This window comes from Sphingomonas psychrotolerans (assembly GCF_002796605.1).
GTDB classification, from domain to species: Bacteria; Pseudomonadota; Alphaproteobacteria; order Sphingomonadales; family Sphingomonadaceae; genus Sphingomonas; species Sphingomonas psychrotolerans.
On sequence record NZ_CP024923.1, the window covers coordinates 44,204 to 69,405 of the forward strand.

At 63.3% G+C, this 25,202-nt stretch carries 19 protein-coding genes, 1 tRNA gene and 1 pseudogene; 16 read left to right on the top strand and 5 right to left on the bottom strand.

Annotated elements, in window-relative coordinates; all coding sequences use genetic code 11:
* Positions 1-268: 268 nt before the first annotated feature.
* From CVN68_RS00215 to CVN68_RS00225, 3 genes are all read left to right on the top strand, one after another.
* Entirely contained in the window at positions 269-4,138 is a 3,870-nt protein-coding gene (locus tag CVN68_RS00215; RefSeq protein ID WP_233503492.1) for an ATP-binding protein, read from the top strand.
* 516 nt (positions 4,139-4,654) lie between these two features.
* Positions 4,655-5,278 (top strand): glycoside hydrolase family 11 protein, encoded by a 624-nt coding sequence (locus CVN68_RS00220; protein WP_324870771.1) that lies wholly within the window; start codon positions 4,655-4,657, stop codon positions 5,276-5,278.
* Positions 5,279-5,351: 73 nt separating this feature from the next.
* A complete protein-coding gene (locus CVN68_RS00225) occupies positions 5,352-6,863 on the top strand; it encodes a secretin N-terminal domain-containing protein (RefSeq protein WP_100280427.1) in 1,512 nt (503 codons plus the stop codon).
* 137 nt (positions 6,864-7,000) lie between these two features.
* Here the strand turns inward: CVN68_RS00225 and CVN68_RS00230 are convergent.
* Positions 7,001-7,943, bottom strand: a protein-coding gene (locus CVN68_RS00230) for an IS630 family transposase (RefSeq protein ID WP_100284118.1) whose coding sequence is annotated in 2 segments (ribosomal slippage) — positions 7,001-7,606 and positions 7,608-7,943 — 942 coding nt in all. Because the reading frame shifts where the segments join, the coding sequence is not laid out codon by codon here.
* Between the two features lie 249 nt (positions 7,944-8,192).
* Between CVN68_RS00230 and CVN68_RS00235 the strand changes: the two genes are divergently transcribed.
* Complete coding sequence (locus tag CVN68_RS00235; protein ID WP_158298632.1) at positions 8,193-9,866, top strand: hypothetical protein; 1,674 nt, start codon at positions 8,193-8,195, stop codon at positions 9,864-9,866.
* Here the strand turns inward: CVN68_RS00235 and CVN68_RS00240 are convergent.
* Genes CVN68_RS00240 through CVN68_RS00255 form a run of 4 tightly spaced genes read right to left on the bottom strand, consistent with a single transcriptional unit; the run spans position 9,828 to position 14,496 of the window.
* Positions 9,828-11,054 carry a TniQ family protein gene (locus CVN68_RS00240; protein WP_100280429.1) on the bottom strand — a complete coding sequence of 409 codons (1,227 nt, stop codon included), beginning with the start codon at positions 11,052-11,054 and terminating at the stop codon, positions 9,828-9,830. The genes CVN68_RS00235 and CVN68_RS00240 overlap by 39 nt on opposite strands.
* Positions 11,055-11,058: 4 nt before the next feature.
* Positions 11,059-11,964 (bottom strand): TniB family NTP-binding protein, encoded by a 906-nt coding sequence (locus CVN68_RS00245; protein ID WP_100280430.1) that lies wholly within the window; start codon positions 11,962-11,964, stop codon positions 11,059-11,061.
* Positions 11,961-13,871, bottom strand: coding sequence for a Mu transposase C-terminal domain-containing protein (locus CVN68_RS00250; RefSeq protein ID WP_100280431.1), 1,911 nt, complete (start codon positions 13,869-13,871; stop codon positions 11,961-11,963). Before CVN68_RS00250 ends, CVN68_RS00245 begins: the two co-directional genes overlap by 4 nt.
* Positions 13,872-13,920: 49 nt before the next feature.
* On the bottom strand, positions 13,921-14,496 hold the full coding sequence (locus CVN68_RS00255; protein WP_233503494.1) for a TnsA endonuclease N-terminal domain-containing protein: 576 nt from the start codon (positions 14,494-14,496) through the stop codon (positions 13,921-13,923).
* Between the two features lie 316 nt (positions 14,497-14,812).
* Between CVN68_RS00255 and CVN68_RS00260 the strand changes: the two are divergent.
* From CVN68_RS00260 to CVN68_RS00310, 12 genes and pseudogenes are all read left to right on the top strand, one after another.
* Positions 14,813-15,154 (top strand): annotated as a pseudogene (locus CVN68_RS00260) (magnesium chelatase subunit ChlI family protein); the annotation flags it as partial.
* On the top strand, positions 15,155-16,159 hold the full coding sequence (locus tag CVN68_RS00265) for a glycoside hydrolase family 43 protein (RefSeq protein WP_100280434.1): 1,005 nt from the start codon (positions 15,155-15,157) through the stop codon (positions 16,157-16,159). It abuts the pseudogene before it with no gap.
* A gap of 90 nt (positions 16,160-16,249) precedes the next feature.
* A tRNA-Leu gene (locus tag CVN68_RS00270) sits at positions 16,250-16,336 on the top strand.
* Positions 16,337-16,555: 219 nt separating this feature from the next.
* Entirely contained in the window at positions 16,556-16,747 is a 192-nt protein-coding gene (locus CVN68_RS22900) for a hypothetical protein (protein ID WP_158298634.1), read from the top strand.
* A 264-nt stretch (positions 16,748-17,011) separates the two neighbouring features.
* On the top strand, positions 17,012-18,403 hold the full coding sequence (locus CVN68_RS00275; protein ID WP_100280435.1) for an exopolysaccharide biosynthesis polyprenyl glycosylphosphotransferase: 1,392 nt from the start codon (positions 17,012-17,014) through the stop codon (positions 18,401-18,403).
* Positions 18,404-18,511: 108 nt separating this feature from the next.
* Positions 18,512-18,694 (top strand): hypothetical protein, encoded by a 183-nt coding sequence (locus CVN68_RS00280; RefSeq protein WP_158298635.1) that lies wholly within the window; start codon positions 18,512-18,514, stop codon positions 18,692-18,694.
* A gap of 223 nt (positions 18,695-18,917) precedes the next feature.
* Positions 18,918-20,114, top strand: a complete 1,197-nt coding sequence (locus CVN68_RS00285; RefSeq protein ID WP_100280437.1) for a porin family protein — start codon at positions 18,918-18,920, stop codon at positions 20,112-20,114.
* A gap of 3 nt (positions 20,115-20,117) precedes the next feature.
* Complete coding sequence (locus CVN68_RS00290; RefSeq protein WP_100280438.1) at positions 20,118-20,921, top strand: polysaccharide biosynthesis/export family protein; 804 nt, start codon at positions 20,118-20,120, stop codon at positions 20,919-20,921.
* Between the two features lie 26 nt (positions 20,922-20,947).
* The gene (locus tag CVN68_RS00295; RefSeq protein ID WP_100280439.1) at positions 20,948-22,288 is read left to right on the top strand and encodes an ATP-binding protein; all 1,341 of its coding nucleotides are present in this window, start codon (positions 20,948-20,950) and stop codon (positions 22,286-22,288) included.
* Positions 22,285-23,646: a GNVR domain-containing protein gene (locus CVN68_RS00300; protein ID WP_100280440.1), complete on the top strand. Its 1,362-nt coding sequence runs from the start codon at positions 22,285-22,287 to the stop codon at positions 23,644-23,646. Before CVN68_RS00295 ends, CVN68_RS00300 begins: the two co-directional genes overlap by 4 nt.
* Complete coding sequence (locus CVN68_RS00305; protein ID WP_100280441.1) at positions 23,643-24,389, top strand: P-loop NTPase family protein; 747 nt, start codon at positions 23,643-23,645, stop codon at positions 24,387-24,389. The genes CVN68_RS00300 and CVN68_RS00305 overlap by 4 nt, the downstream gene beginning before the upstream one ends.
* 11 nt (positions 24,390-24,400) lie before the next feature.
* Positions 24,401-25,195 (top strand): WecB/TagA/CpsF family glycosyltransferase, encoded by a 795-nt coding sequence (locus CVN68_RS00310; protein WP_100280442.1) that lies wholly within the window; start codon positions 24,401-24,403, stop codon positions 25,193-25,195.
* Positions 25,196-25,202 lie beyond the last annotated feature (7 nt).

Below are 25,202 nucleotides of genomic sequence, written 5' to 3' on the forward strand. Positions count from 1 at the left end.
GACCGCATTGCGCCCCATTGCTACCGTTCGTAAGTCGCACCACCGATCCCGAAAGCGGTACGATGCATCCCGCGGCACCTTGTTGTCTGGAGTCGTGGAAATGGCACGAGCGTTGCAGGCAGCAATGCCCCATAGCGACGTTCGGTAAAGTGCGCGGATGACGCGGAATAAATAGGACGCTAGACCAATCAGGAGAAGTGTGGGGGGTAGGCAGTTGTCAGATTCGGTTACCGGTTCGCCGGGTGTAACGCCCGTACGCGCACTTCACTTGCTCACTACTGACCTGCTTCTTGCAGAACTGGTTTCCGGACGTCCAATCGCCACAGATGAAGGCCATCGGCTGGCGCTCGAGGGCGACGCCGCTCGAGGCGTGCTGTCCTGGTATCGCGGCGCGCGCGCCAAGTGGACGGGCAATGTCATGACGCCCGACTGCGAAGCGATCATATCCAGTATCAGCGCCAATCCAGCCCAGGTGCCACCCCCAGCCATTTTCGCTGATCGGGAACGCCGGGTTCTCCGACTTGCGAAGATCGTTGCTCACAGATTTGCGGGCCTCCATGCTTATGGGTCCGCAGACGAGTCGAGCGCGGATTTCGTGTTCGAACCAAACAGCCCCATCACAGTCTTCGAAGGTTGGAATGGGTCGGGCAAGACGAGCCTGATGAACTCGGTAATCTGGTGTCTCACCGGAAAGCTGCTCCGGCCACAGCGATTGCCCGAAAGCGGTGACGCCGAATTCGACTGCGAGATCGATCGCGGGGCGACAGAAGAGGCGTCACAGCACAAGATCAGTGCGGTCACGCCGTTGCCGAGCGCTCAGCATTGGACTCCAGCAGTAGCGGCTAAAACCGTCCCCGCCGATACCTGGGTTGAACTGACCTTTGAATTGGAGGACGGGACGCGCCTTCCACCGATCCGTAGGACGCAGTCACGAAAGACTAGCGGCAAGTTGGAAGAGGTCGGGCCCAATGCGGCTGATCTGGGCCTTGATCCGATTGCCTTCAATCTCGGCACTACCATGCCCGGTCTGCTTCCGTACCTCCAGATAGGAAACCCATCGGAATTGGGGCTGGCCGTGGCCAAGCTGACGGGCCTTTCTGATCTGGTAGCCTTGGCGAAGCACGCCACGCGTGCCCGAGCAAAGATCGCGGGGGACATCACCAAAGAGCGCAAAAACGAGCTCGAACGGATCGAGGCGGACTATCGGCAGCATCGCAGCGATCTCGAGCAGCGTATTTCTGAATTCCCGGAAATGGCGCCTGCCACCGATCTTCCAGTGATCAATGATGATCCCACAGCATTCGTCGCGCTGGGCCGGCACTTCGAGAACCTGAAGGCCAACGGCCTCGCCCATGCTCGTGACGTGCTAGGCGATACCTTTGACGCCTCGGACGCAGCGCAGCGTCAGAGCTTGGAGCAATGCATCGCCCCTGCGCTAGAGCAGGTGCGCCGGCTGTCACAGCTGCCATCGATGGAAAGGTTGAGCGCTCTCAAGCTGGAGACCGATGCCCGCCAAGAGGTGGATTCCCTCATCGATCGTCTGTTCGATGAGGCGGCGACACTCGAGGAGTTATCGGCGAACCCGGTCCTAGAACGCCGGACCCAGCTTTACGCGCGCGTCACTGGCTGGATGCACGAGCATGGAAAGGCGCATGATGATCACTGCGCTGTCTGCCACCATTCCCTCGCTGGCGTGATCGACGTCGAGACCGGTGGCCTAGTTGCCGATCATCTCCGTCAGGTTGCTGAGGACAGCGAAATCCTGTCCAAGACCGTTGCGCAATGGGCCGATGCTTGGACCGGCAAGCTGGCCCGGGATCTGCCCGACGCGCTTCGGCGGGATCTGCAAAAGGATTTGCCGGAGTCTCCCGTTGCAATCTTGCGAACCGCGTTGCTGGACGACCTTTTCAGCGCAGAGAGCTTCACAGGCGTCCTCTCCTCGCTCCGCCCCACGGTAGAAACGCTAACTGACCAGGCGACGGCGGAGCTGCCTGCATTGACAGAACCGGAGCAGCGGGTTTTGCCAACCCGAGTTGGTGCCCATGCGGTTAAGCTGGGTAAGACCTTGAATCGCCTCATCCGCGCGTTGGCATTTGTCGACTGGATAACGGCCCATCGCGACGAACTTGTTGCCGCGCTCGAAGAAGTCCGCGGTAAAGCCGATGGTGGCGATGGCCAGGCGACCGGGCTCAGAGCACAGCTCATCCGCCTCGATGCCATCGTCAAAGGCGTCGCACCCATCAACGCGGCCATCGACCTGTCGAAGCGAATGAGCACCGCTCAGGTCGCGCACAAGCGTAAGCTCAAGGCAATTGAAGATTGCGGGACTGCGGCAGCGGCGCTTGACGAGATCATCCCTGTTGGCGATCTCGCCACCGCGCAGGTCGAAGGCTTGCAGGCCCGCCTTCATGACCGGGCGGAATATTGGCGCAACGCGATTTACCAGAACGCGACGACACTATCCCCCAAGCCGTGTCGAACTGGGATGACGCCTCAGGGCGCTATCGCAATTCAGGTGGGACGCGATGGTGTCAATGCGCCTGCACAGCATGTGTCGAACGCCTCAGCTTTGAGAGCGTCACTCTTGGGCTTCTATCTCGCGTTCCGTGAACATGTCCTCCGGACAGACGGGGGTCTGTCGCTCATAATCCTGGATGATCCCCAAGATCTCCTAGACTACGACAATCGCGCTCGCCTGGCGCGCGCCTTGGATCAGCTGGCTGCGGGTGGCGCTCAGATCCTGGCTACGACCTATGACCGGAGCTTCGGCCGCATTCTGGTCGCCGAGGCACGGGGCACCAACCGCGTGGAGCACCGTGCAGTCCATCCGGTGCACGCATCACGCGGCACCCTCGAGACGTCGCTGGCTATCGAAGATCTAGATCGCAAGCGGAAAGATTTCGTCTCAAACGCTGATTCGGCACCTCACGCACAGGACTATGCAAATCAGTCTCGGATCTTCCTGGAGGCACGCCTCGGGGATTTGTTCGACGATCCGGCCTATCCCGCATTCTCGGCCCCCACGGACGCACCGACGCTAATGCCGTTGGTGGGACGGCTGCGGTCCTTGGTCACCGCGCGCAGCAACGAGCTTTTCCGGAGCCCCGTGCTCTCGCGTTTCTGCGACGATCCTGCATTGGCGGACGGTGCTGAGCCGCGACGGGTGCTCAATCAGGCGCACCACCGCGATGCCAATGCGCTGAGTTACGTCGACGTAAAGAACGTGGATGCGGACCTGAAGCGATTGCGCTCGGCAGTTGAGCGCGTCCATGAAGAATTCCGGCGGTATCGCTGGCGGGAGCCCCTTCAGGAGGCTGTCCCAGACAATGTCGTACCTCTGACTGTCGTCACCGCACCCGCGTTCAACGTCCCGATCGTTCAGGACATTGCCGCGTTCAGCGACAACGTTCCGAGCGGCGGCAGCCAGGATGTAGGCTTGGAGATGCTCTCCAGCCAATGGTTCGATGACAAGTCGCTATTCTATGTCCGCCGGGACACGATGGGCTTCACGATCCCCGCCGGATCCATCGCTATCGTGGAGGCTGCGCCGTCTTCGCCGGCCGATCATGACTTGGTCATTGGTCGGCGCGGAACGCAAGCTTTCGCACGCAGGCTATTGCGTCCCCGTAACGGCGAAGGGTACTCCTTGGCTGCTGAAGCGACCGATCCTCGCAGCGGCCGACCAACACTGGCTTTCGAGAACCATGAACTCGATCTGCATCGCGTCGTTGGGGCCCTGTTCGTTCAGGTCCCTCCCCCAGCCGGGCGGGAAGAGGCGGTTCTGCTTGAAGGACATCCTGCCCTTGGTCGGGTCGAGGTTGCATATCGCGTCCGCGAGGAAAGCGCCGTTCCTCGCGTGATGCCAGGGCAGATCATTCTCGGTGGAGCGGTTCTGACCTCAGAGCAGTTGGATGCCATGGAAGGCGAGATGGTCGCTGTTACGCTGGAAGACGGTGACAGCATCCTGAAACGAATCGGCGCGCCGCTCTCGAGGAGTATGCCATATCTCCGGCAGTTCGAGACGATCGGCGGCCTCGGAGCTTCCGTTGTGCTTGCAACCGAACGAGTAGAAGGGGCACCAGACCTACCTGTGATGCTCAATGCCCGCCTCGTGTTGGGTGTCGTCTATCGCTCGTAGGTCGGTGCCGGCCAGAGCGAAGGTCCACTTCCGCCTGCATTTTACTTGGGAGCTGCCGGTCAGCTAACTGGCTAGAAGCTGGATGGCCGCTTATGACCGAGCCATCCCAAGATCGACTAGACTAGGCGTCCGGCCGGAACATAGTTCGCGATTACGGCAAGCGGCCGATTGAATTCTGGCGCGATCACCGAGGCCATAGCCCCACATCACATTGCCAGAACATCACAAATAAAACTACGTTGCGTAGCACCAAGTCAACGTTGTCAAAGCTTCATTAAAGTAAATGCTACTACAATTTATCCTAATTCTGTCAAGCGTTGTCAGTCAACGCTGTCCGCTATTGTTAGCACTATCTTGACTCTCCTGGATTGATCGAAGACATATTCAGGCCGTCGGAAAGAATGATTCGAAATCACCCGGCAACTCACGATCAATACAATACTTAAACAGAAGGAGAGGGTAATGACATACAAGCGACTGAAAATGGTAGCGCTAACATGCGCTCTTCCGATCGTCTTGGCAAGTGCCGGCAGCGCGAGTGCGCAGCAAATCTGCAACAACGGCACCGGCACCCATGGCGGGTTCTTCTACACCTTCTGGAAGGACGGCGGCACGGCCTGCATGACGCTCGGCGCCAACGGCAACTACAGCACCACTTACAATCTCAGCGGCAACCGCAATCTGGTGGCCGGCAAGGGATGGCAGACGGGGTCCACCTCGCGCCGGATCGGCTACAACGCCGGCGTCTTCAACCCTGGCTCGAACAGCTACCTGACGCTGTACGGCTGGTCGACCAACCCGCTGGTTGAATATTATGTAGTCGAGAATTGGGGCGGCTTTACCCCTCCCGGCAACACCCAGGCGGCGGGCCAGGTGACCACCGATGGCGGCACCTACAACCTCTATCGCACCCAGCGCGTCAACGCGCCGTCGATCATCGGCACGGCGACCTTCTATCAATATTGGAGCGTGCGGACGTCGAAAGCGGGCACGGGGCAGAACCGCACCATCACCTTCGCCAACCACGTCAATGCGTGGCGGAACCGCGGCTGGAACCTGGGATCGATGAACTATCAGGTCATGGCGACCGAAGGCTTTGGCGCCAACGGCAGCTCCAACCTCACCGTCTGGCAGCAATAGCATCGCGTTCTTGGGAGGCCGGGCCCGGCCTCTCCTTTGTCGCGACCATTGCTGCAATTCGGGGAGGGGCCGGGTGCGCCTGCTGAAACTCATTGCCATGTTCCTGTGCCTGTGGAGCGCCAATACGATGGCGCAGGGCACGCGCTCGCTGACCCTGCTCACCGCTCGCGAATCCGCGCCTGGCGAAGTCACCGTCGCGCTAGATTTCGATCGGCCCGCCCCCGAAGCCCGCATCGCCGGCAACGATACCGATCGGATCACGGTCACCCTCGTCGCCACCGCCCGCGGCCAGGCCGCCCGCTTCGATGGCGCCGAGGCGAGCCTGCTGCGCAACATCACCTTCAAGCAGGAAGCCAATTCGCTCCAGATGACCTTCTTCATGGCCGGCCGCGCCCATATGGAGATGGCCTCGGATTCGCAGCGCCGCTTCGTCGTGAAGATCAACGCGCTCGACCGGTCTGCCGCCGCCGCCGGTTCGAGCAGCACGCCCGAGGCTGAAGCGCTGGGCACCGCCGCCGCCGACCCACTGCCCCGCGCGCTGAACCCTCCACCCGGCGAGGACAGTTACGCGCTCATCCCCCTCAAATATGCCGATGTCAGCGAAGTCGTCGGCCTGCTCACCCAGGGCGTCACGGTGCGCTCGAACGGCCTGTTCAGCCCGCGCGAACCCGGCTTCGGCTCACCGGGCAGCAACAGCACCACGGTCCAGAACCCGCAGAATCAGAACGCCCCGGACGACCGCCCGCTCGGCCAGGCAGTGGATTCGAACCTCGCCATCGATCGCCGGCTCAACGCCATCTGGGTGCGCGGCTCGCCCGGCTATATCGCCCGCATCCGCGCCATGATCGAAGTGATCGATATCCCGCTCACCAGCGTTTTGATCGAGACCGAGTTCGTCGAGTTGACCGAGACCGGCGCCAAGGCCATCGGCCTCGATTTCGCCAATGCCAGCGGCCAGCTCGCCACGGTGACCGCGCAGTCCGGCCAGTTCATCCCCTTCGCCAATCTCGCCAACGGCACCACCGGCCGCCTCGAAAGCTTCTCGGTTCAGGCCGCGCTCTATGCCCAGATCGAGAAGGGCGAGGGGCGGATCATCTCCAAGCCCAAGATCGCCGCGCAAAGCGGCTCCACCGCCAAGATCATCACCGGTGACGCACTCCCCATCCTCACCGCGATCACCCTCTCGGGCGTCAACGGCGTCTCGGAGCAGGTCCAGTACGTAAATGTCGGCGTCACGCTCCAGATCGCGCCACGCGTGAGCAGCGACGGCTTCGTATCCTCGAACGTGTTCGCCGTGGTCTCCAGCGTCACCGGCTATTCGCAGGGCTACCCCACCATCAGCCAGCGCCAGGCCGAAACCTCGGCCACGGTCCGCGACGGCGAATCCTTCGTAATCGGCGGACTGGTGCAGGACAGTGAGCTAAGGTCGACCAGCAAGATTCCCCTGCTCGGCGACATCCCCGTCCTCGGCCGTATCTTCCGCATGGAGCGGCGGACGCGATCGAAGACCGAGCTTTATATCGTGATCACGCCGCGGATCGTGCGGGGGGGAAGCGAGGTGGGTGGCCGGCCGTCAGCTCCTTGACGCCGGTGGTGGCCGTTGGGCTCCGTCGGATGTCTCGTGGCGAAACGCTGAGATGTGAAATTTTCGCAGTCGCGAAGGCCGAGAACAGCAGACCGCTCATTTTTGTCTTCGACGCGGACCCCTAGAGCATGCTTCGTTTAGACGGAAGCGTATCCGGAGTTGCGCAGGTAGTTTGCGCATTCGGCAGGTGAGACGATGTCGAGTAGCTGTCCGACGCGGCGCCAGGTAGCGTCGTGGTCACGTTCTTCGGCCCTGCGCATCCAGTGTTTGACCTTGGCGGACAGCTGCTCGATCGGATTGAGGTCGGGGCTGTAAGGCGGCAGGAAGATCAAGTGAGCGCCGCGCGCGCGGACCGCAGCCCGTGCCGCCTTGCCTTTGTGGGAGCCGAGATTGTCGAGGATGACGATATCGCCTGGTGCAAGCGTGGGCGCGAGGAACTGCTCGACATAGGCGGTGAAGAGCATGCCGTTGATCGGGCCGTCGATGACACAGGGTGCCTCGACCCGGTCATGGCGTAGCGCCGCGATGAAGGTCAGGGTTTGGCAATGACCGTGGGGTACCTTGGCTGGAAGCCGCTGTCCCCTCGGCCCCCAGCCCCTGAGCGGTGCCATGTTGGTCTTGATCCACGTCTCGTCGATGAAGACGAGGCGCCTGGGGTCGATCCCGTCCTGATGCGCCTTCCAGCGGTGGCGCTTACGGGCAACGTCAGGCCGGTCCTGCTCGGCCGGAACGATCGTTTTTTTTGAAGCTCAGCCCCTCTGCGTGAAGGAACGTCCATACCGCCCGGCGATCCGTCTTGATCCCGCGCGCGACAAGCTCGGCAGTGAGTTGGCGCGTCGTAAACGGGGCCGCCTGGATCCGCTCGTGAAGCCACTGCGCGATCTCCCCGCTCAGCGTCCGCCCCTTGTGGCCGTTCATCTTCCCCGGCTTCAGAGCGCCCGTCTCACGGCGAAGCTTACGCCACTTCGATAAACACGACGGCGCGATCTGAAGCGCCTCAGCGATCGATCGGTCCGTCTCGCCCGCGTCCGAGCGCGCCAGCGCGCGCTCTCGCAAATCAGCAGAATAGGGTCGCGTCATCCGTGCCTCCTGCACAGACCTTGAATCACATCATCCCCAACAAGGGAATCCCGATTCCGTCAAACAACAGCATGCTCTAGTGACGCTAACCGCGACACCATTCGCGTACGGGTGAGCAAACTCAACTCGCCAGCAGACTACTAGAAAAGCACACCCTGCGGGCCAGTTGAGCGCGATCCCAACCGTCATCGTATGCGGATGGCCGTGCGGTTAACGGCTACTAATCAAACGGCGCGCTATCGAGGGCGTATGTCGTCCAATCGATTCGTCATCGACGCCTTCAAGGGCGTACCAGGCACCGCTGAGATAGTCGCCCTTGGTCAGATTCGACGGCAGCCGAACGCTGCGATGGAAGCCCAGATCGAGGTTCTACTCGCGTCCGACCTCGACCAACCGGCCTTTAATCCTGAATGCGACCTTCACCGCCGTTGGGTCGCATGTGGTCAGCTCGACCTTCTGGATGTCGGCTCGCGATGGAATGGACGAGCACGTGTGGGCGAGACGCAGGCAAGTCGGACGTCCGGAAACTATGCATTCGAGGACGTCGAGTGGCTCGGTGTCGGCTCGGACGCCCCTCAGCGAAATTGCCGGCGACTGCCCACCCGCCCGATGGCCGCAGCGCCCGGCTTCCTGTTGCGGCGGCACGACTGGGTGAAGAGGACGGCCGGCCCGCGGAAGGTGCTGCTATCGCAGATGGAGCTAGTCCGGGCGCTGTTCGGTGTCAGCAGCCGCATATTGATCGAGCTAATCGATGGTCTGCGCGATCCGCGGGTCGCCGACCGCGGAATACTGGATCGGAGGAACAGCCGTCTTATGCCTGACGGCACCGTTCGGCTCAGTTGCTGGAAGAAACCAACTAATGAGGAGGCGATGATCCTCGCCGCTATGGTGGCGGATCCGAACCTTATGCACCTGCATGACGAGGTGTTCCAGCAACTCGTCGTGCAACGGGACTATCGCGAGGACAAACCGACTTGGCCGAAGGTGACTTGGCCGTTTACAGATCCCATCGACCTTAGACTAGAGGGGTGGTGGTTCCAGCGGGAGAATGGCTTTTCCCGCTTTCTTGTAACCAGGATATCCGAGATCGGCCTCCATCTCGCCTTTAACCGGATCGAGGTCCGTTACCAAGGCGCTGGTGAGGGTGCACCGCCGGAACTACTGCCGCCGCCGAGTGGCCGCGTGAGGTCGGCAAACGCCAGGCTGGTAGTACTGACGACCGGTCGTGCAGCGTCACCGGCGCGCCGACCCACCGAGATCGCGTCCGCGCCGGTCGCCATCCCCGAATCGATGGGCGTTTCGATCGAGTTCGTGGCGACCAGAGGGCCGCCACGCCCTAGGACGTCGACGTTGGGCGAGGATCCGCGTGAGGAAGCCGCCTTCTCCACGGCCGGCCGGGAAAGCGGGACCGATTCGGCGGTTGGTCGTGCCGAGATACGTCGCATGGTCGGTGGCGACGCGGCCGCGGCCGCCTCCGCGCGAGAGAAGGCCTTGCGTTCGACTTGGGACGCGCTGTCGGCAGCGGCGGCTGAGGCCGGCTGGCGGCTCAAGCCCTATCCAGTCGCGGGTAACGGCGACGCAGCAGCGCGCGATGGCGGTTTTGATTTCCGGCGTGAGGGTATCCTTGCCGGACTGAAAGTGGGCAGCGACTATGTCATTATCGCGGATGAACGCGTAGCACCGGAGGATCCTCGAAGCCTTGGCATTCTCGTGAAAACAATACGAGGAGCGGTGACATGGCTCGACATCCAAAATATTCGAGCAGTGCACGATGCGTTTTGTGGACGTTGGGGAAGTCACTCGGTTGCTGTGGCCGGATTCTCGATCTTCTCGGTCCGTCGCCGGGCAGAAATCCTCGACAAACCGGGGGCCTATGCCGCGCTCTTACGCGCCCGGCTCGATGGCGCCGTCAACGAGACCTGAGGCCAATACAGCTTGCATCCGCCAACGCGACGGCGTCGCTTGCCGTCGTTCGTAATCCATGTGTCGGTAGATGGCCTCACGGCTTTCGCCACAGATGCGCTTGAGTTCGCGGTAGGTGGCGCGACCTTGAGTGCGTCGCAACCACTCCGCTGCAGCGGCGACCTCGGGTTCGCTGGCGCAATAGGGGGTTCGATCCATGTAGGCGCGTAATACCGCTTCGTATGCGAAGGGCGGATCAGTCATGTCCTTGATCGCATGCGATCGATGGAGGCCCGCTTCATTGCAGACGTGAACGAAGCGATGCGGCCAACCGCGCATGAGTCGGCTCACCATATCGAAAAGGCGATGACGCTCGCTCACGTCGAGATACTCAATGGGCTGTCGCGCGGTTGGCTTGGCGTATGGCGCCGGATCACCTCCCCATGCGCGCGACACCTCCGCGCGCAGGCGATCGGCACGCTTGCCGTTTACGAGCAGCGCAGCGATCTGACGCACGATGGCGAACATCACATGTGCTCTTGTCGGCTCGCCGGCCAGGAGGGTCCATCCGCGAAGCAAGGCGGCTTCCAGTTCGGTCTGCCATAGGAGGTGGTCATGAAAGGCCACCGCAGGCGCGGTCGCGCAGAGGTCGCCGCCGCACGCTGCGCAGTGGCGAGGCGAGGCGGCGGCGTGCTGGTGCACGGGTTCTTGGCAGGTCGGGCAACGATCGCGGAGGAGCACGCCGTGCGTGGTGCAGGACGTGACGAAAGCCACGCGCCAGCGGCGACGGAAATGCGGCGCTGCATCGGTCGCAAGGCAGATCGGACAAAATTGAAGGCCGTGCCGGTGGCGCCGGTTATTGTCGACGGTAATCGGCAGCAGCCAGGGATTCCGCCCCCGCGGGTTGTGACTGGTGAGCAAGGTTCCGACGTAGCTCGGCAACGTCATGCTGTGAACGGCGTCGAGCTGGATGCGCGCGCCCATCTGGATACGCGCAGCGATCCTATGCGGGACGAAGTTGTCGAGATCCTGCGCAAGCAGGTTGCGCGTGGAACCCCACACTGTGTTCAGGAAGGTGATTGGCTTGAGGTCCATGCCGAGTGCCAGCCTGACCATGTACGAACTAAGCAGTTCGTCGGGCAGCGGCCTGGGCTGGTAGGGCCACGGCCTTGACGCCGTTCCTGCCTGGGTAGGTAGGAGCGCCTCCATCCGATCAGGCTACGCGGCGACCAACCGTGGCGATACTGCGGTCCTTTACCTTCTCAATGGTAGCAAGGGTGATGCGCTCGGACCTGTCCTCAATGGCGACTTGGCAGGCGTCGTGCAGCAGATAAGACAGGCGGCCGATATAGCCGCCGCTGAGGTCAAAGGTCGTCAGGATCAGCGACTCGTCAGCGCGGAAGTCCGACACCGCTCTGAGCGGGAGCATGTGCTCGAAGGCGAGCAGGATCTTGACGAATTCAGTGAGGGTGAAAGGCTTCAGACGAACCACGGTGTTGAGACGCCCGGCGATCTGTTCCTCGCCGCCGATGAGATCCAGCACGACAGGGGTGCCGCCTACGACGAAGGGCCGGCCCGTCTCGTTGATCAACCCCTTCAGGAAACGGAGGAACTCGACGACCTTCGAGCTGACGTAGTCGCGCTGAATGTCGCCGATTTCATCGATCATGATGGTCCCTACGGCACAGGACTTCAGCATCCTGATCGTATGCGCCCGCAGATTTTCATCGGATGCGTTGTAGAGAAGCGGGTGTCCAAGTTCGTCAAGAATCTTCTTGAGGACCGCCGTGCGGCTCGGGTTGTCCGGTGCGGTGATGTAGATGACCGGATGCTCGGCGTATTCGGTGGCAGGGTTCACCTTCGGAAGATGCTTGTCGCGAAAGGCCGTCATGGTCCGGCTCTTGCCGGTATCGGCGTCGCCGGTGATGATGAGCCCGCGCGGTTTGGTGGAAGGTGCAGCGTGCATGCAGTCCTGAAGCGCGAGGAAAGCCTCCTCTGCGGAGGGAGTCGGAATCCATATGCGGTCCCAGCAGGCGTACAGCCGGTCGCGACCGTCGATATCGAGGAATTCCCGCATCTCGGGTCGTAGCTTGTTGTTGGTGAAGGGAAGGTTGGTCATTCGAAAATGTCCTCGATGTCGTCATCGCTGATGCTGGCGAGGATGCTGGCGAGATCGCCGTTGGCTGTGCTGGATTTGATCAGCGGCGTAGGCGTGTTCTTCGGAGCTTCAGAGCTGGAGACCCCGGTCATGTTCACGATTTCGATCCTGTTGCCGCCGCTTGACGAGGTTGTGCCGCCTTCCCGTCGAATGCGGCCGTGGTGGGACCGCCTCGCCGCATCGCGCTGGGCCGTCTTGGTCTTCTTCTTGGCTTCCTCGATGTGCCGATTCTGCTCGTCGATGATCTTGGCCAGGACCTCGGGCGTCGGCTTGCGCTTGCGTTTCAAAGCCTCCTTACGGGCCTGCTGCAGTTCGAAGATGCTGGCGACAGGAAAGCCGAGGTGGCGAGTGGCGACAGTCACCCATTCGTTCAGCCCGGGATGAAGGACGTAGATCTCGCGGACGTCGAAGGGGTTTCGGCGGATCTGGACCCGCTCGCCCTTCTTCCTATTTTTGACCAGCAGCGAAATATTCTCGCTGTAGTAGTCGAGATGGTCGATGCGGATGCCATACCGCTGAAGCGATCTCGTCTCCAGGGGATACCACTGTCGCCGGAATTCGAGGCTGTCGACGTAGATTGGCGGGAGTCGGTGCTTTTGCCCGTTCGGACCGAAGTAGTAGCTCTTGAACTTCTCGAGCGGCGTCATGCCGATGCCGGTGTGGACCTCGTTGTGGTATTCGTCGACCAGCAGCCAGACGTGGCGCACGAGATCTTCGAGCGTGAACGCGGCAGTCATCTCCGGACGGAACGCCTTGCGCTCTGTCGGCGTCGAACCCGTCGCACCGGGCAATTCCTTGAATCGCTCGGCAAGAGTGGCGTTTAGCCGCTCGATGTGGCCGCCGTATTGCGGCGCGCCCAGCGGTCGCCACTTCAGCCGGAAGTGGAAATAGTCAGCCGTCGCCCTGATGGACTTGCCCGTGAACTCGCCGGCGTTGTCGGCCTCGAGACGCCCTATCGGGCCATAGATCGGGTTGTTCCATTCTATGCCGTATTTGGTTGCGACCGCATCTTTGCGCAGCATGCCATTGATCATGGCGAGGCCCAACGTTGTGGTGCTGGGGGCATCGATCGCGACGTGAAGCCCGAAGACCATGCGCGAGTAGATATCGATCGCAAGTGTGATCCAGACACGGCCGATGACGGTTAGGCGGTCGTCGGATAGGATCTCGATGTCTGCCTTCCAATGATCGATCTGGATGACGTCCAGCGGCTTATGGACCTCGGGATAGTTGCCTGCGATGGGGTGGTCCGTCCGGCGCGCTTCGTTGTATCCCTTTCTGGCCTTCTTCCACTTGTGCTCGGGGATACGGGCGACGCGACCGCGCAGCGTTGACTGCGCAACTTCGAACCCGGCCTTTTCGAGCTCGCGCTTGGCTTTTCTGTAGAAGGTGCGCGGCGTGAAATTCCGTCGGGTGAGGAGCGTTTTCTCCAAGCATTCCTGGATTATCTGCTCGGCCTTGGGAAGGATGCGCGACTTGCCACGACCGCCCGGGCGCGTTGGCGGCGGCAGATCTTCGGTGGAACCGCTTTGCTTAAAGCGAGCTAGGGCGGCGTATGCCGACGAGATCGAGATACCGAGGGCCTTGCCTGCCTGTTCTACTTCCTTTTTAGTGAGACGGTCACGCCCCAATAGAGGGCCGAACGCATTCATATAGGCCGGAATCTTGGACTGCCTGATGGGGTCGACAACGACGTTCGCCTTCTGACTACCGCCAGCCTCCTTCTCGAGATCGGCAAGAGGTGCATCGAAGTATTCTCCGCTGCTGCTCAGCAAGGTCAGCGAGTCGAATCCCTTCGCTGTTACGACTTTCATCTCGACGCCGCCGAACTTAACCTTTGCCCCTTTTCTGGGGTCAATCATTGTCATCGAAACACCTCAGCTTATCCCCACTCTAGCAAATGTTCTATATGTAACTTCACTCGTCGGGTGCGTCTTGGAGCATGCACAGGATGGGATCGCTGCGGATGGCGGCCGAGATGCCGTTTGGGTGAAGTGTGACTAGGGTGTCGTCCGTGAACGGCGATGACAGATCAGCCCAGATACGCCGCCGTGCAACGGAGTGCTCGACGATGTGACGGGCATCCGGTTCGGCGAAGCCGTCGGCGCCGAGAAGTAGGATGGCTTCGGCGACAGTAATCGGGCCTGCGCGACGCAATCTGTCGACACCGTTCTCTTCGTGGTCGGCTAGGTCCGTCCCGAGATGATGAGAAAGCAGGCGCGCATTGCTAAGATAGGGCGTCCGAATCCTGCTCTCATCCATAACTCGAAAGACGGCGCCTGTTTTCTCAGCGCATATGCGGCCGACCTCGAAGCGTGTCGCGTACGTGGCGGCACCGCGCTCAAGGTCGTCCTTGCGTTTGACCTCGATGATATAGCGCGACGGCAGTTCGCTGCCCGCGGCATGAAGCTGCACGACAATATCGGGGGTGTAGCGGCGGCGATCGCTATCGAGCGTGTAATGGATAATCGGCTGAGTGATGAGGTCGTACACGAATGGGGCGAAGGCCACCTGCTCGAGCAGTTCCGTCTCGAGTTCGGACTCTGTCCACTGGGCTCCCGAGGGCGTGCGCAACGGAACGAGGCTCCGAAATGAGCCATACGTCGCTTCGACCGTTCGTTGTTGGAAGTGCTCTCGCAGTACCATAAGTCCTAATTTAGAATAGGTTACGGATCGATCGACCTTCGCATCCGGTCGCATTAGCTTATTCCTTTCAGTAAAGTAGCCTCGCTAACTTGCAAGTGATTCCGGCTTTCTGGCGCATTTCTCGGTTGCTGACCCGCTTGCCGGTCTCGTACACTTTTGAGATTCACACGCGGATCTCGTGCTGCCGCCGCCGACCGAGGGCACCGCTGCCGTCGCGGCGCGCGTGGCTGCCGCGCGGGCACTGCAAGCGGCACGCTATCGGGCGGTGTCGCTGCGCACCAATGCCGAAGCCGATGGCGAGGTGCTCGCCGAATCCGCCACGCCCGACGAGGCGGGTCGCAAGCTGCTTGCGCAGGCGGCGGAGGCGATGCGGCTGTCGGCGCGGGGCTATACCCGGGTGCTGCGCGTCGCGCGGACGATCGCCGACCTGGCCGGCGGGGAGGGGGTAGCGCGCATTCATGTCGCCGAGGCGCTCAGCTATCGACGGCAGGCACCGCGCAGCTGAATGACTCAAGCGGGAAATCTGCTCCGCTATGGGTTCGCACTCGCATCCTGCGCGCTTCTGCCGGGAGGGGCTGCGGGCGGTCCGCAACGCTTTACCAATCCGCTGCTCCCTTCGGGGCCCGATCCCTGGATCGTGCGTGATGGGCGGGACTATTATTATCTGAACACACTCGGCGACAGGATCGCCATCCGCAAGACACGCGATCTCGGCAAGCTGGCGGAGGCCGAGGAGAAAACAGTGTGGCGCGCGCCAGCCGATGGACTCAATGCGCAGTCGATCTGGGCGCCCGAGCTGCACCGGATCCGCGGCAAATGGTATATCTACTACACCGCCGCCGCGGCGGGGCATGACGACGATGCGCATCGCAGTATCTTCGTGCTCGAGAATGCCGCCAGGGACCCGCAAACCGGCAGCTGGACCGATCGCGGCCGCCTCGCGACGCGCAACACCGGAATCGACGGCACGACCTTCACGCATGCCGGCAAACGCTATTTCGTCTATTCGCCCTATATCGGCGCCGACAGCAACCTGGCCATCGTCGAAATGGCCAATCCCTGGACCCTCAAAGGCCCCGAGAGCATCATTGCCCAGCCGGATCAGCCATGGGAGCGTCAGGGCGGCCGTCAGATCCTCGAAGGCCCCGAGTTCCTCCGGGGTCCGAAGGGGCAGCTCTATATCAGCTATTCGGGCAGCGCCTGCTGGTCCGATGATTATGCGATCGGGCTGCTGCGCGCGCCTGCGGGGGCGAACCCGCTTGATCCCGCGGCGTGGACCAAGGCGCCGCATCCGGTGATCACCAAATCGCCGACGCACGGTGTCTATGCGCCTGGGCATAACGGCTTCTTCACGACGCCCGGCGGCGAGATTTGGATCATCTATCACGCAAATTCGGGTCCCGACATGAAGTGCACCAGCAAACGGGCGCCGCGAATCCGGCGCGTCACTTTCGGGCGGGAAGGGCGGCCGGCGTTCGGGGAGACGGTTGGCGCCGGCACGCTGCGATGAACCGTCCACGCGCATTCCGGTCTGGAATTCTTCGGATTGCCGAATTATAGCGCCCGCTCTGTCGATCCTTGGCCTCGTGCCGAGGGGCGGGCGGGTGTGGCGGAATTGGTAGACGCAGCGGACTCAAAATCCGCCTCTGGCAACAGATTGTCGGTTCGAGTCCGACCACCCGTACCAGGATCGATCGACGAAACGACGGCGACCGGCTGCTCCGGATCCGCAGTCATTTCATCTATTTACATCCATGTTCGTATCGCTGCGGATTACGCTCGAAAGACGCTGGCTGATGCAGTACAGTCCGATCACGGGAGGCCGGGCGCATGCACGGTCGACCCGGGACGAGAGGATGCAATGGCAGAAGGATCGGGCGGACCATGGACGTCGTCGGGAGCGCAAGTGTCTGCGCAACCGTCCGATCGCACCCCTGCGGAACCTGCCGATTTGGGACAAAGCGCGCCGCGCCTCCCGCTTTTCCCCGCCGATCGCGCCGAGCGCGGCATCGAATTGCTTTCGCGAATCGCCGGCCCGGTAATTTTCCTCCTCGCCTTGAGCGGAATCATCTGGCTACTGGTCAAATATCTGATCTGACGGCGTTTTCCGTCCAAATTGCCGAAATCGCACCGATCCCTGCCTGAACTTCCGGCAACAATGCCGTGGGTCGGCGCGCGTTTCGGCGAATCCCTCTCCAGGCACGGGTCATCCCAAAATGGGGCGATCGGGGTGGTGCACACCTTGCCTTCGCGCGAGACCTATGTCCTGCTGCATTGCAGCAAGTTTCTTGCCGATGTGTCGGCGGGGAAGTGGCTGGCCCGCGGTGGGCGTGTTGCGTTCAGGGAGTTTTCGGGGTGTCGCATGTCAAAAATTGACCTGGCGATTCACGGGTATCCGAGCCGGACGCCGTTCGCGACGGCGGCGCGGCGGAGTGCGAAGGTGTGGCTGTGCCTGACGCTTATCGGCGCGGATGCGCTGGCGTTGCTGGCCGGGTTCGCGGTCGGCGTCCGCATCGAGCAGCCCGGGGTGCTTTCGAGCGACGTCTGGACTTCGCTGCTCGGCGTGATCCTCGTCCATGCCGGCATCGCCTTCCAGAACCAGGCCTATACCACCAAATGCCTGACCAGCGCACAGGCGAGCTGTCGCCAGGCCTTGCTCTCGGTCGCCGCGACTTTGCTCATCTTCCTGTTGGTGGTGTTCTCACTCAAGGTGACCGGGCGTCTTCCCAGGCTCGCGCTGTCGGTGGGAATCGTCTCCTCGGTGGTCCTGATCATCAGCCAGCGGCTGTTGCTCTGTCACCTCGTGCGCCGCGCGTACGGCAATCGCTTGCACACCGAATTGGTGATCGTGGACGGCGGAAATGTACCGGATGCGTGTCTTGGCAGCGACATCGTCGATGCCGGCGTGGCCGCTTTGCGCTCCGACCTCGACGATCCGTACATGCTCAATCGGCTGGGTACGCTGCTGCGCCATTATGATCGCGTCGTGATCAGTTGCGTACCCGAGCGGAAGATCGAATGGGCGCAGGTATTGAAAGGCGCCAACATTCAGGGCGAGATCATCGTCCCGGAGATCGGCGAACTGGGTCCGCTCGCGGTACATCAGCTGAGTGGCGTGACGACTGTGGTCGTCTCTCGCGGACCGCTCGATCTTGCCAATCGCGCCAAAAAGCGCGCGCTCGACATCGCATTCACGGTGCCTGTCCTGATCGCTCTGCTTCCGGTGATGCTCGTCGTAGCGATCGCGATCCGGCTGGAATCGCCGGGTCCGATCTTCTTCCGTCAGGAGCGGATGGGACGCGGCAACCGGATTTTCCAGATCCTTAAGTTCCGCAGCATGCGCGTCGAGACCAGTGATTCGGAGGGAGCGCGCTCCGCTAGTCGCGATGACGACCGGATCACGCGCGTGGGTCGGCTGATCCGCCGGACCAGCATCGACGAATTGCCCCAGCTGATTAACGTGCTGCTCGGCGAGATGAGCCTTGTCGGGCCACGCCCGCATGCGCTCGGCTCGCTCGCCGGCGACGAATTGTTCTGGCGAGTCGATCGCCAATATTGGCTTCGCCACGCGCTCAAGCCCGGGATCACGGGGCTTGCGCAGGTCCGCGGCTTCCGCGGTGCGACCGAGCATCGTCGCGACATCGTCAATCGGCTCGAGGCCGATCTCGAATATCTGCAGGACTGGAGCCTGTGGCGCGATTTCGGCATCCTCGCGAAAACCGCGCAGGTGCTGGTGCACAAGAACGCCTATTGAAGGAGAGGCGGCGGCGCGCGTTAACGATCGCTGCCAAGCTTCCATAAACGATTTTCGTACATAGCCAGTCCCGGGCAATAAGGGTCTCGGGCAGTGGTGGAAAATCTGATGGTGGCAAGCGACGCGGACGCGGGCGCTGCCAAAATGGGACGAGCGGAGCCGATGTGGCTGATGCCCGCGGACTTTCGCGAGCCGATCACAGATCGCATGATCGAGGCCGGATCGCGCTGGGCGGGAATCGCCAGCTTCGTCGTCGCGCTAGGCGCGATCGGCTTTTGGCTGCTGGGCTGAGTCGAATCGCCTGAAGCTTCGGGGAAGCGGCGGTCGCTGTCCCAGAAACGAACAAACCGTGCCTTTGGCGCGACCAACCGCATTTGCGCCGGTGGGCAGCGGCGACCGAACGCGCTAGCGTGACCAAATTGCTGCACTGCAATGAGGTCGAGAGCGCGTGCCTAGCTCTGACGAAAGAGTATCTGGTCTAAATTCTCTCGCAACTGCGAACGGTTGCGGAGCTATGCGACGCGTCGCGGGTCCTTGGCGCCTGGCGCTTGGTGGCGCGCTGCTCGCGGGGCTGTGTGCCACGTCGGCGCATGCGCAGGAAAAGCGGCGAGCCCGACCCCCGCAAGGGGCGGAGCAGGGGCTACGGATCACGCCTTCGCTGACCGCTGTCTATGACGACAATGTCTATCGCGTCGACTCGCGCACCGGGGATCCCGTCGCCGATGTGATCGTCACGCCGGCGATCGAGGCGCGCTATGATCGCGATATCGGCGTGCGTGCGATCAGTCTGCGCGCGGTTGCCGGCTATGATCGTTTCCTTTCCGAAAGCGGCCGCAGCAAGCCACGTTTCGAGCTGGAGGGTTCGGGCAAGTTGCTGATCGCGGGGCAATGTGCGGTGCGGCCGCTCGCCAGCTATCGTCAGCAGCGCGCCGATTATGGCGACATCAACAGCGCCAGCGAGAATCTTCAGAAGTTCTCGACGCTCGGCGTCTCGGCCGATTGCGAGCGGCCTGCCGGCCTCTATCCGGTGGCCGCATGGCGGCGCGATACCACCCGCAATGGCGACGGCTTCGAATATGCCGACCAGACGAGCAATCTCTATCGCGCCGGGATCGGCTATGCACGGCCGAGTCTCGGCAAGCTGACGGCCTATTACGAGCACGTCACCAGCGAGCGGCCGGCGCTGGCGGTGGAGAATCGCAGCGACGCTTATGGACTGTCCTTCTCGCGTGCGGTCTCGCCGCTGACGTCGATCGATGCCGATATTCGCTGGATGCACGTGACGAGCAGTTCCGCTGCGATCGGAGATTATGACGGCCCGGGCTGGGCGGTGCGCGTCTCGACCACGGCGATCCCGCGAGTGAAGCTCACCGCCTCGACCGAACGGACGATTGTCAACGACAGCCTGATCGCGACCGGATTTGCCGTGCGCACCGCCCACCGCCTGTCGGCCGAAGTGGCGCTCAGCGAGCTCACGACGATCGGTGCGTTCGGCGAGCTGGTCCGGCGCGAATTTCGCCACGATGCGGCGATCCGGCCGTTCAACTATACGAACGATCGAACGAACCAGTTCGGTTTGATGGCGACGCGTAAGCTGACCGAGCGCTTCGCCCTCGACCTCTCGCTATCCCGCTTCGATCGCGCCACCAACAGCGATGTGTCGAACTATCGTGCAACACGCGTGGCACTTGGTGCCACCATGAGGTTTTAACCGATGAGGAACATTTTCCTGAACCACCGTCTCGCCTCCGCAGCACTGGCCGCGTCGATCCTCACCGTGCCCGCGACGGCGCAGACCAATGGCGCCGGCGCCCCGGCCGCGCTCGACGGCTATCGTCTCGGTCCTGACGACGAGGTCAAGGTCCTGATCTACGGCCAGCCCGATCTGTCGGTGACCACCCGGGTCAAGGCCGACGGGACGATCCGGCTGGCGATGCTCGGCGCGGTCGAGGTGCGCGGCAAGACCACGGCCGAACTCGCCGACGCGATCGCCGCCGGCTATGCCAAGGGCGGCTATCTCGAACGGCCGTCAGTCAATGTCGAGATGTCGCAGTTCGTCAGCCGCTCGGTCACGGTGCTCGGCAACGTGCCGCAGGCGGGCAATTATCCGCTCGACCGGCCCTATAGCGTCGCGGCGATGCTCGCCAAGGCGGGCGGGGCGACCGTGACCGGCGCCAATGCAGTGATTCTCACCCCCGCCGACGGCAGCGGCCCGGTGCGGATCTCGCTCGCCGACATGAGTGCCGGGGCCGGCCGGCCGCTTTCCCCCGGCGACATTCTGTTCGTGCCTCCCGCCGAGAAGATTTATGTCTACGGCCAGGTGCAGGAGCCCGGCGCGTTCAACTTCGTCCCCGGCCAGACCTTCCGCCAGGCACTCGCGCTCGCCGGCGGACCCACGCTCGCCGGCTCGACCAAACGCATCAAGGTGCGCCGCGCCGGCAAGGAAGTTGAAGGCATCAATCTCGACGACGCCGTCCAGCCCGAGGACGTACTCGTCATTCGCGAGAAGCTGTTTTGAGTATTGCGTACAACCGGAGGCACGGCATGAGCTGGAGCGAGCGATTGCAGCATTGGCTGCGGGGGCTGCTTGGTGGAGACGCCGGCAACAGACGCATTCCCGAGCGGCTCGATTATGTCGCGCCCGTCGAGGAAGCGGCCCTTGTGCCGATCTCGACCGGCCGCGCTTCCATGGCGCAGCCGAGCATCGCCTTCCGACGCAACGCCGTATTCGCGGCGTTCAACACCGCAGTGCCGGTGAGCGACCGCCATGGGCTGGCCGGGCGCAAGAAGGAGCTGGCCCGGCTGATCGACGCGGTGGTCAAGCAGCGCAAGCACGCTTTGGTCTATGGCGCGCGCGGATCGGGCAAAACCTCGCTGGCGCGTGTGTTCGGTGATCTCGCCGACGAGGCCGGCTGCGTCGCGCTCTATGGCTCGGCGAGCGAGGGCACCGACATCGACGGGCTGTTCCGTCCATTCCTCGACGAATTGCCGCTCCAGCGCGGGATTGGCGGCACGATCCCCGCGGATCGCGCGATGGGCGTCCAGCAGATCGCCAATCTCTTCGTCCAGGGCGTCACCCAGCGCACGCTGCTGATCGTCGACGAGTTCGATCGCGTAACCACAGAACGCACCCGGCACGAAGTCGCGTCGCTGCTCAAGCTGCTCACCGACATGCACTCCGCGGTGCAAATCGTGCTGGTCGGCATCGCTGGCAATGTCGACGGGCTACTTGCGGCGCATCCGTCGCTGCGGCGGCATCTGTTCGCCCAGCCGGTTGCGCCGATCGAGCGCGACGAGCTTGCCGGTCTGCTGCGGCTTTGTGCGCAGCAAGCCGGGCTCGCCTTCGAGGAAGACGCCCTCCAGACGATCGTCTCGGCGGCGATCGGTTCGCCTTATCACGCACGCGTGTTCGGAATGCACGCGGCGTTGAGCGCGGAGGCGGCCGGGCGCGAGCGGATCGCGCTTGCCGACGCGCAAAAGGGCCTTGCCGAGGCGTTGGCCGAATGGAGCGATCTGACTCCCGAAATCTGCGCCGTGTTCGAGCGGGCGCTCGGCCAGGCGGGTTCACTCCGCGGCATGATCGCGCTGGCGGGCGTGCTCGCCGCGCACGCGCCCGTGCTCACTTTCGAACGCATGACGGCGGCAGGCGTGGACCTGTTCGGCGACGAGCTGGGCGGCCCCGCCGCAGTCGATCGCACGATCGGGCTGATCGCGCCGGCGCTGAGCGAGGATGGCATGCCCGGCGAGCTCCAGTTCGCCGATTCGCTGTCGCCGCAATTCCTCGTGCTGATGGCTAACGGCGCGGCACTGCGTTCACGCGACGCCGCGCCGGTGGCGCGCGACACCCTCGATGCACGCGAACTTCTCCAGGGAGTCGGGCTATGACGATCAAGGCAGCCGATCTGATCGAAGCGCTCAAGGCGCGCTGGCTGCTGGTGGCCGCCATAGCCGGGGTGCTGTTCGCGATCGTCGCGGGCATCGCGCTGATGCAGCCCCGCCAATATCTGGCGACCTCGTCGCTGTTGCTCGACCTCTCGCAGACCGACCCCACCGATAGCGCGCAGCAGCAGCAGGGGCGGGTCGAAACCGATTCGATCATCGCGACGCAGGTCGATCTGATCCGCAGCGCCAAGGTCACCGATGCGGTCGCCAAGGCCGCCGGTTTCCTCGACGCGATCCCCGCCGATGTCCCCCCCGCGGCGCGGCTGCAGCAGGCATCGGCGCGGGTGCGTGCCGGGTTGACGGTCACCACCGGGCGGCAGAGCAACGTGCTCCAGATCCAGTTTCTCGATCCCGATCCGGCGGTCGCCGCGCGGGTCGCCAATCTCGCGGCGCAGATCTACATGCGCGAGCAGGTCAGCCTGCGCGCATCGGCGGCGCAGGGCTCGGCGCAATGGTTCGAGGCGCGCACCGCCGATGTTCGCCGCCGTTACGAAGTCGCCCAGAAGCGGCTCTCGGACTTCCAGCGCGCGCACGACATCATCGGCATGAACCGCATGGATCTCGAGGCCGAGAAGCTCAAAAATCTCTCGGCGCACCTCGTCCAGGCCCAGGCCGACGCCGCCGCGGCGCATTCCAAATCGGGGTCGGCGGCAGTGCCCGAAGTGGCGTCCTCGCTGGTCGTCCAGAATATCGAGGAAGCCGTCGCAACCCAGGCGGGCAAGGTGGCGCAGCTCGGCAAGTCGCTGGGTCCCAACCACCCGCAGATGGTCGCCGCCAGGGCCGAATTGGGCCAACTCCAGGCAAGCCTCCACGCCGCGCGCTCCAACCAGGCGTCATCGATGACCGCCAACAGCAGCGCGGCAACGCGCCGGGAGGCCGAACTGCGCGGCGAAATGTCGGCGCAGGAGGATCGCATGATCCGCATGTCCGGCGTGCAGGACCAGTTGATGGTGATGCAGCGCGACGTCGAAGCGGCGCGCCAGACCTACGACACCGTTCGCCAGCGGTTCAACGAAGCCGCGCTCAAGAGCCAGATCTCGCAGCCTAATGCGAGCCTGCTCGACGAGGCCACGGTGCCGCTGTTCCCGGCACGCCCGAGCCTGCCCTTGTGGTTCGCTGCCGGCATCGCGCTGGGGCTGCTCGCCGGTGTCGCAATGGTGGTGCTGGGCGAGATCCTGCGCCCGCGGGTGCGCACGGCGAACGGCCTCGCTGCGGCGACCGAAGTCGAAGTGATCGCCGATCTTTCCCCGAAATCACGGGCCGTCGAAGGCCTGTTCATGCCACGTCAGGAGGCTGCATGAGGCTCCGTTCCACTGCGGGCGCAAACCCGCTGCTCGACGCGACCTTCCATCTGGCGGGCGATGAGGCGCCCGCGCTGACCGGCCTGGGCTTGCTCGATGCCGGTGACGAGCGGGTAGATCCGCTGGTCACTGCGGCGTTCGACGCCGATCATCCCTATGTGGCAAAGGTGCGGAAGGTCCGCGCCAAGCTGCTCGCCACCGCGCGCGAGGCCCGCGGCGCCGATGGCCGGTTGCGGCTAGCCTTGCTGTCGCTGCAGGGGGGTGACGAGGCTTCGATCCTCGCCGCCAATCTTGCGACGGTGATGGCGCAGATGGACGGACCGACGATCCTCGTCGACGCCGATGTCGATCGGCCGTCGCTCGATCGGCTGTTGCGGCTGCCCAATCGCATCGGGCTCGCCGAGCAACTGGGCGGCATGGCACTGCGCCTGCCGGTGCTCCAGACTGCGATCGACCGGCTCTGGCTGATGCCCGCCGGCCAGGCCGCGGGCGGCGCGGCGACCTTGGTCGAAAAGGGGTCGCTGGCCGAGGCGGCGCAGGGCTGGAACCTGCCCGAAGCCAATCTGCTCGCCTATCTCGCCGAGCGCCCGCGTGGCGGCACTGCCTTCGGCAACATCCTCGAGAAGTTCGACGCAGTGGTGCTGGTCACGCGGCGCGGAGTGACGCCGCTCTCCGAGGTTCGTCGGGTGATCGACGATCTCGACCGGCATCATATTCCGATCGCCGGCTCGGTGGTCAGCTGAGGGGCGGGCACATGCACGGAATTACTACCGAGCCCGGGCTGGGCGACAGCGGCCGTCTGGAAACCGTGCGCGTCGGCGGCGTGCCGGTGTCGACGCTGTCGCTCCGCGCGCTGATCGAGCGGATGCTGCGCGACGCGCCGCGGCGGGTTGCGGCGGGCGAACCTGCGCTGCTGGTGTTCGATTGCAACGGCCACGGGCTGTCGCTCAACGCGACCGATCCGGCCTTCGCCAGGGATCTGGCGCAGGGCGATCTGATCCACGCCGACGGCCAGGTTATCGTCAAGGCGTCGCACTGGGTCGGCGGGCCGGCGATCGCCGACCGGTCGAGCACCACCGACATGTTCATCGACAGCCTGCCCGGCGCCGCGGCGGCCAAGGTGCGTTACTATCTGCTCGGCGGCACCGAACAGGTGAACAAGGACTGCGCCGAGCGGATCATCAGCACGACGCCCGGGCTCGAACTTGCCGGCCGCCGCAACGGTTTCTGGAAGGCGGACGAGGAGCAAGCGGTGATCGACGCGATCAACGCCGCCGCGCCCGACGTCCTCTGGGTCGGCACCGGCAAGCCGCGCGAACAGGCGTTCTGCGTGCGCCACCGCGACCGGATCAAAGCGGGCTGGATCGTCACCTGTGGCGGGCTGTTCAACTACATCACCGGCGATTATCCGCGCGCGCCGATGTGGATGCAGAATGCCGGGCTCGAATGGCTCCATCGCATGGCGACCAATCCGCGCCATCTCGCGTGGCGCTACCTGACCACCAATCCGCACGCATTGTACCTGATCTGGAAGCATCGGAATGGCTGAGGCGCCT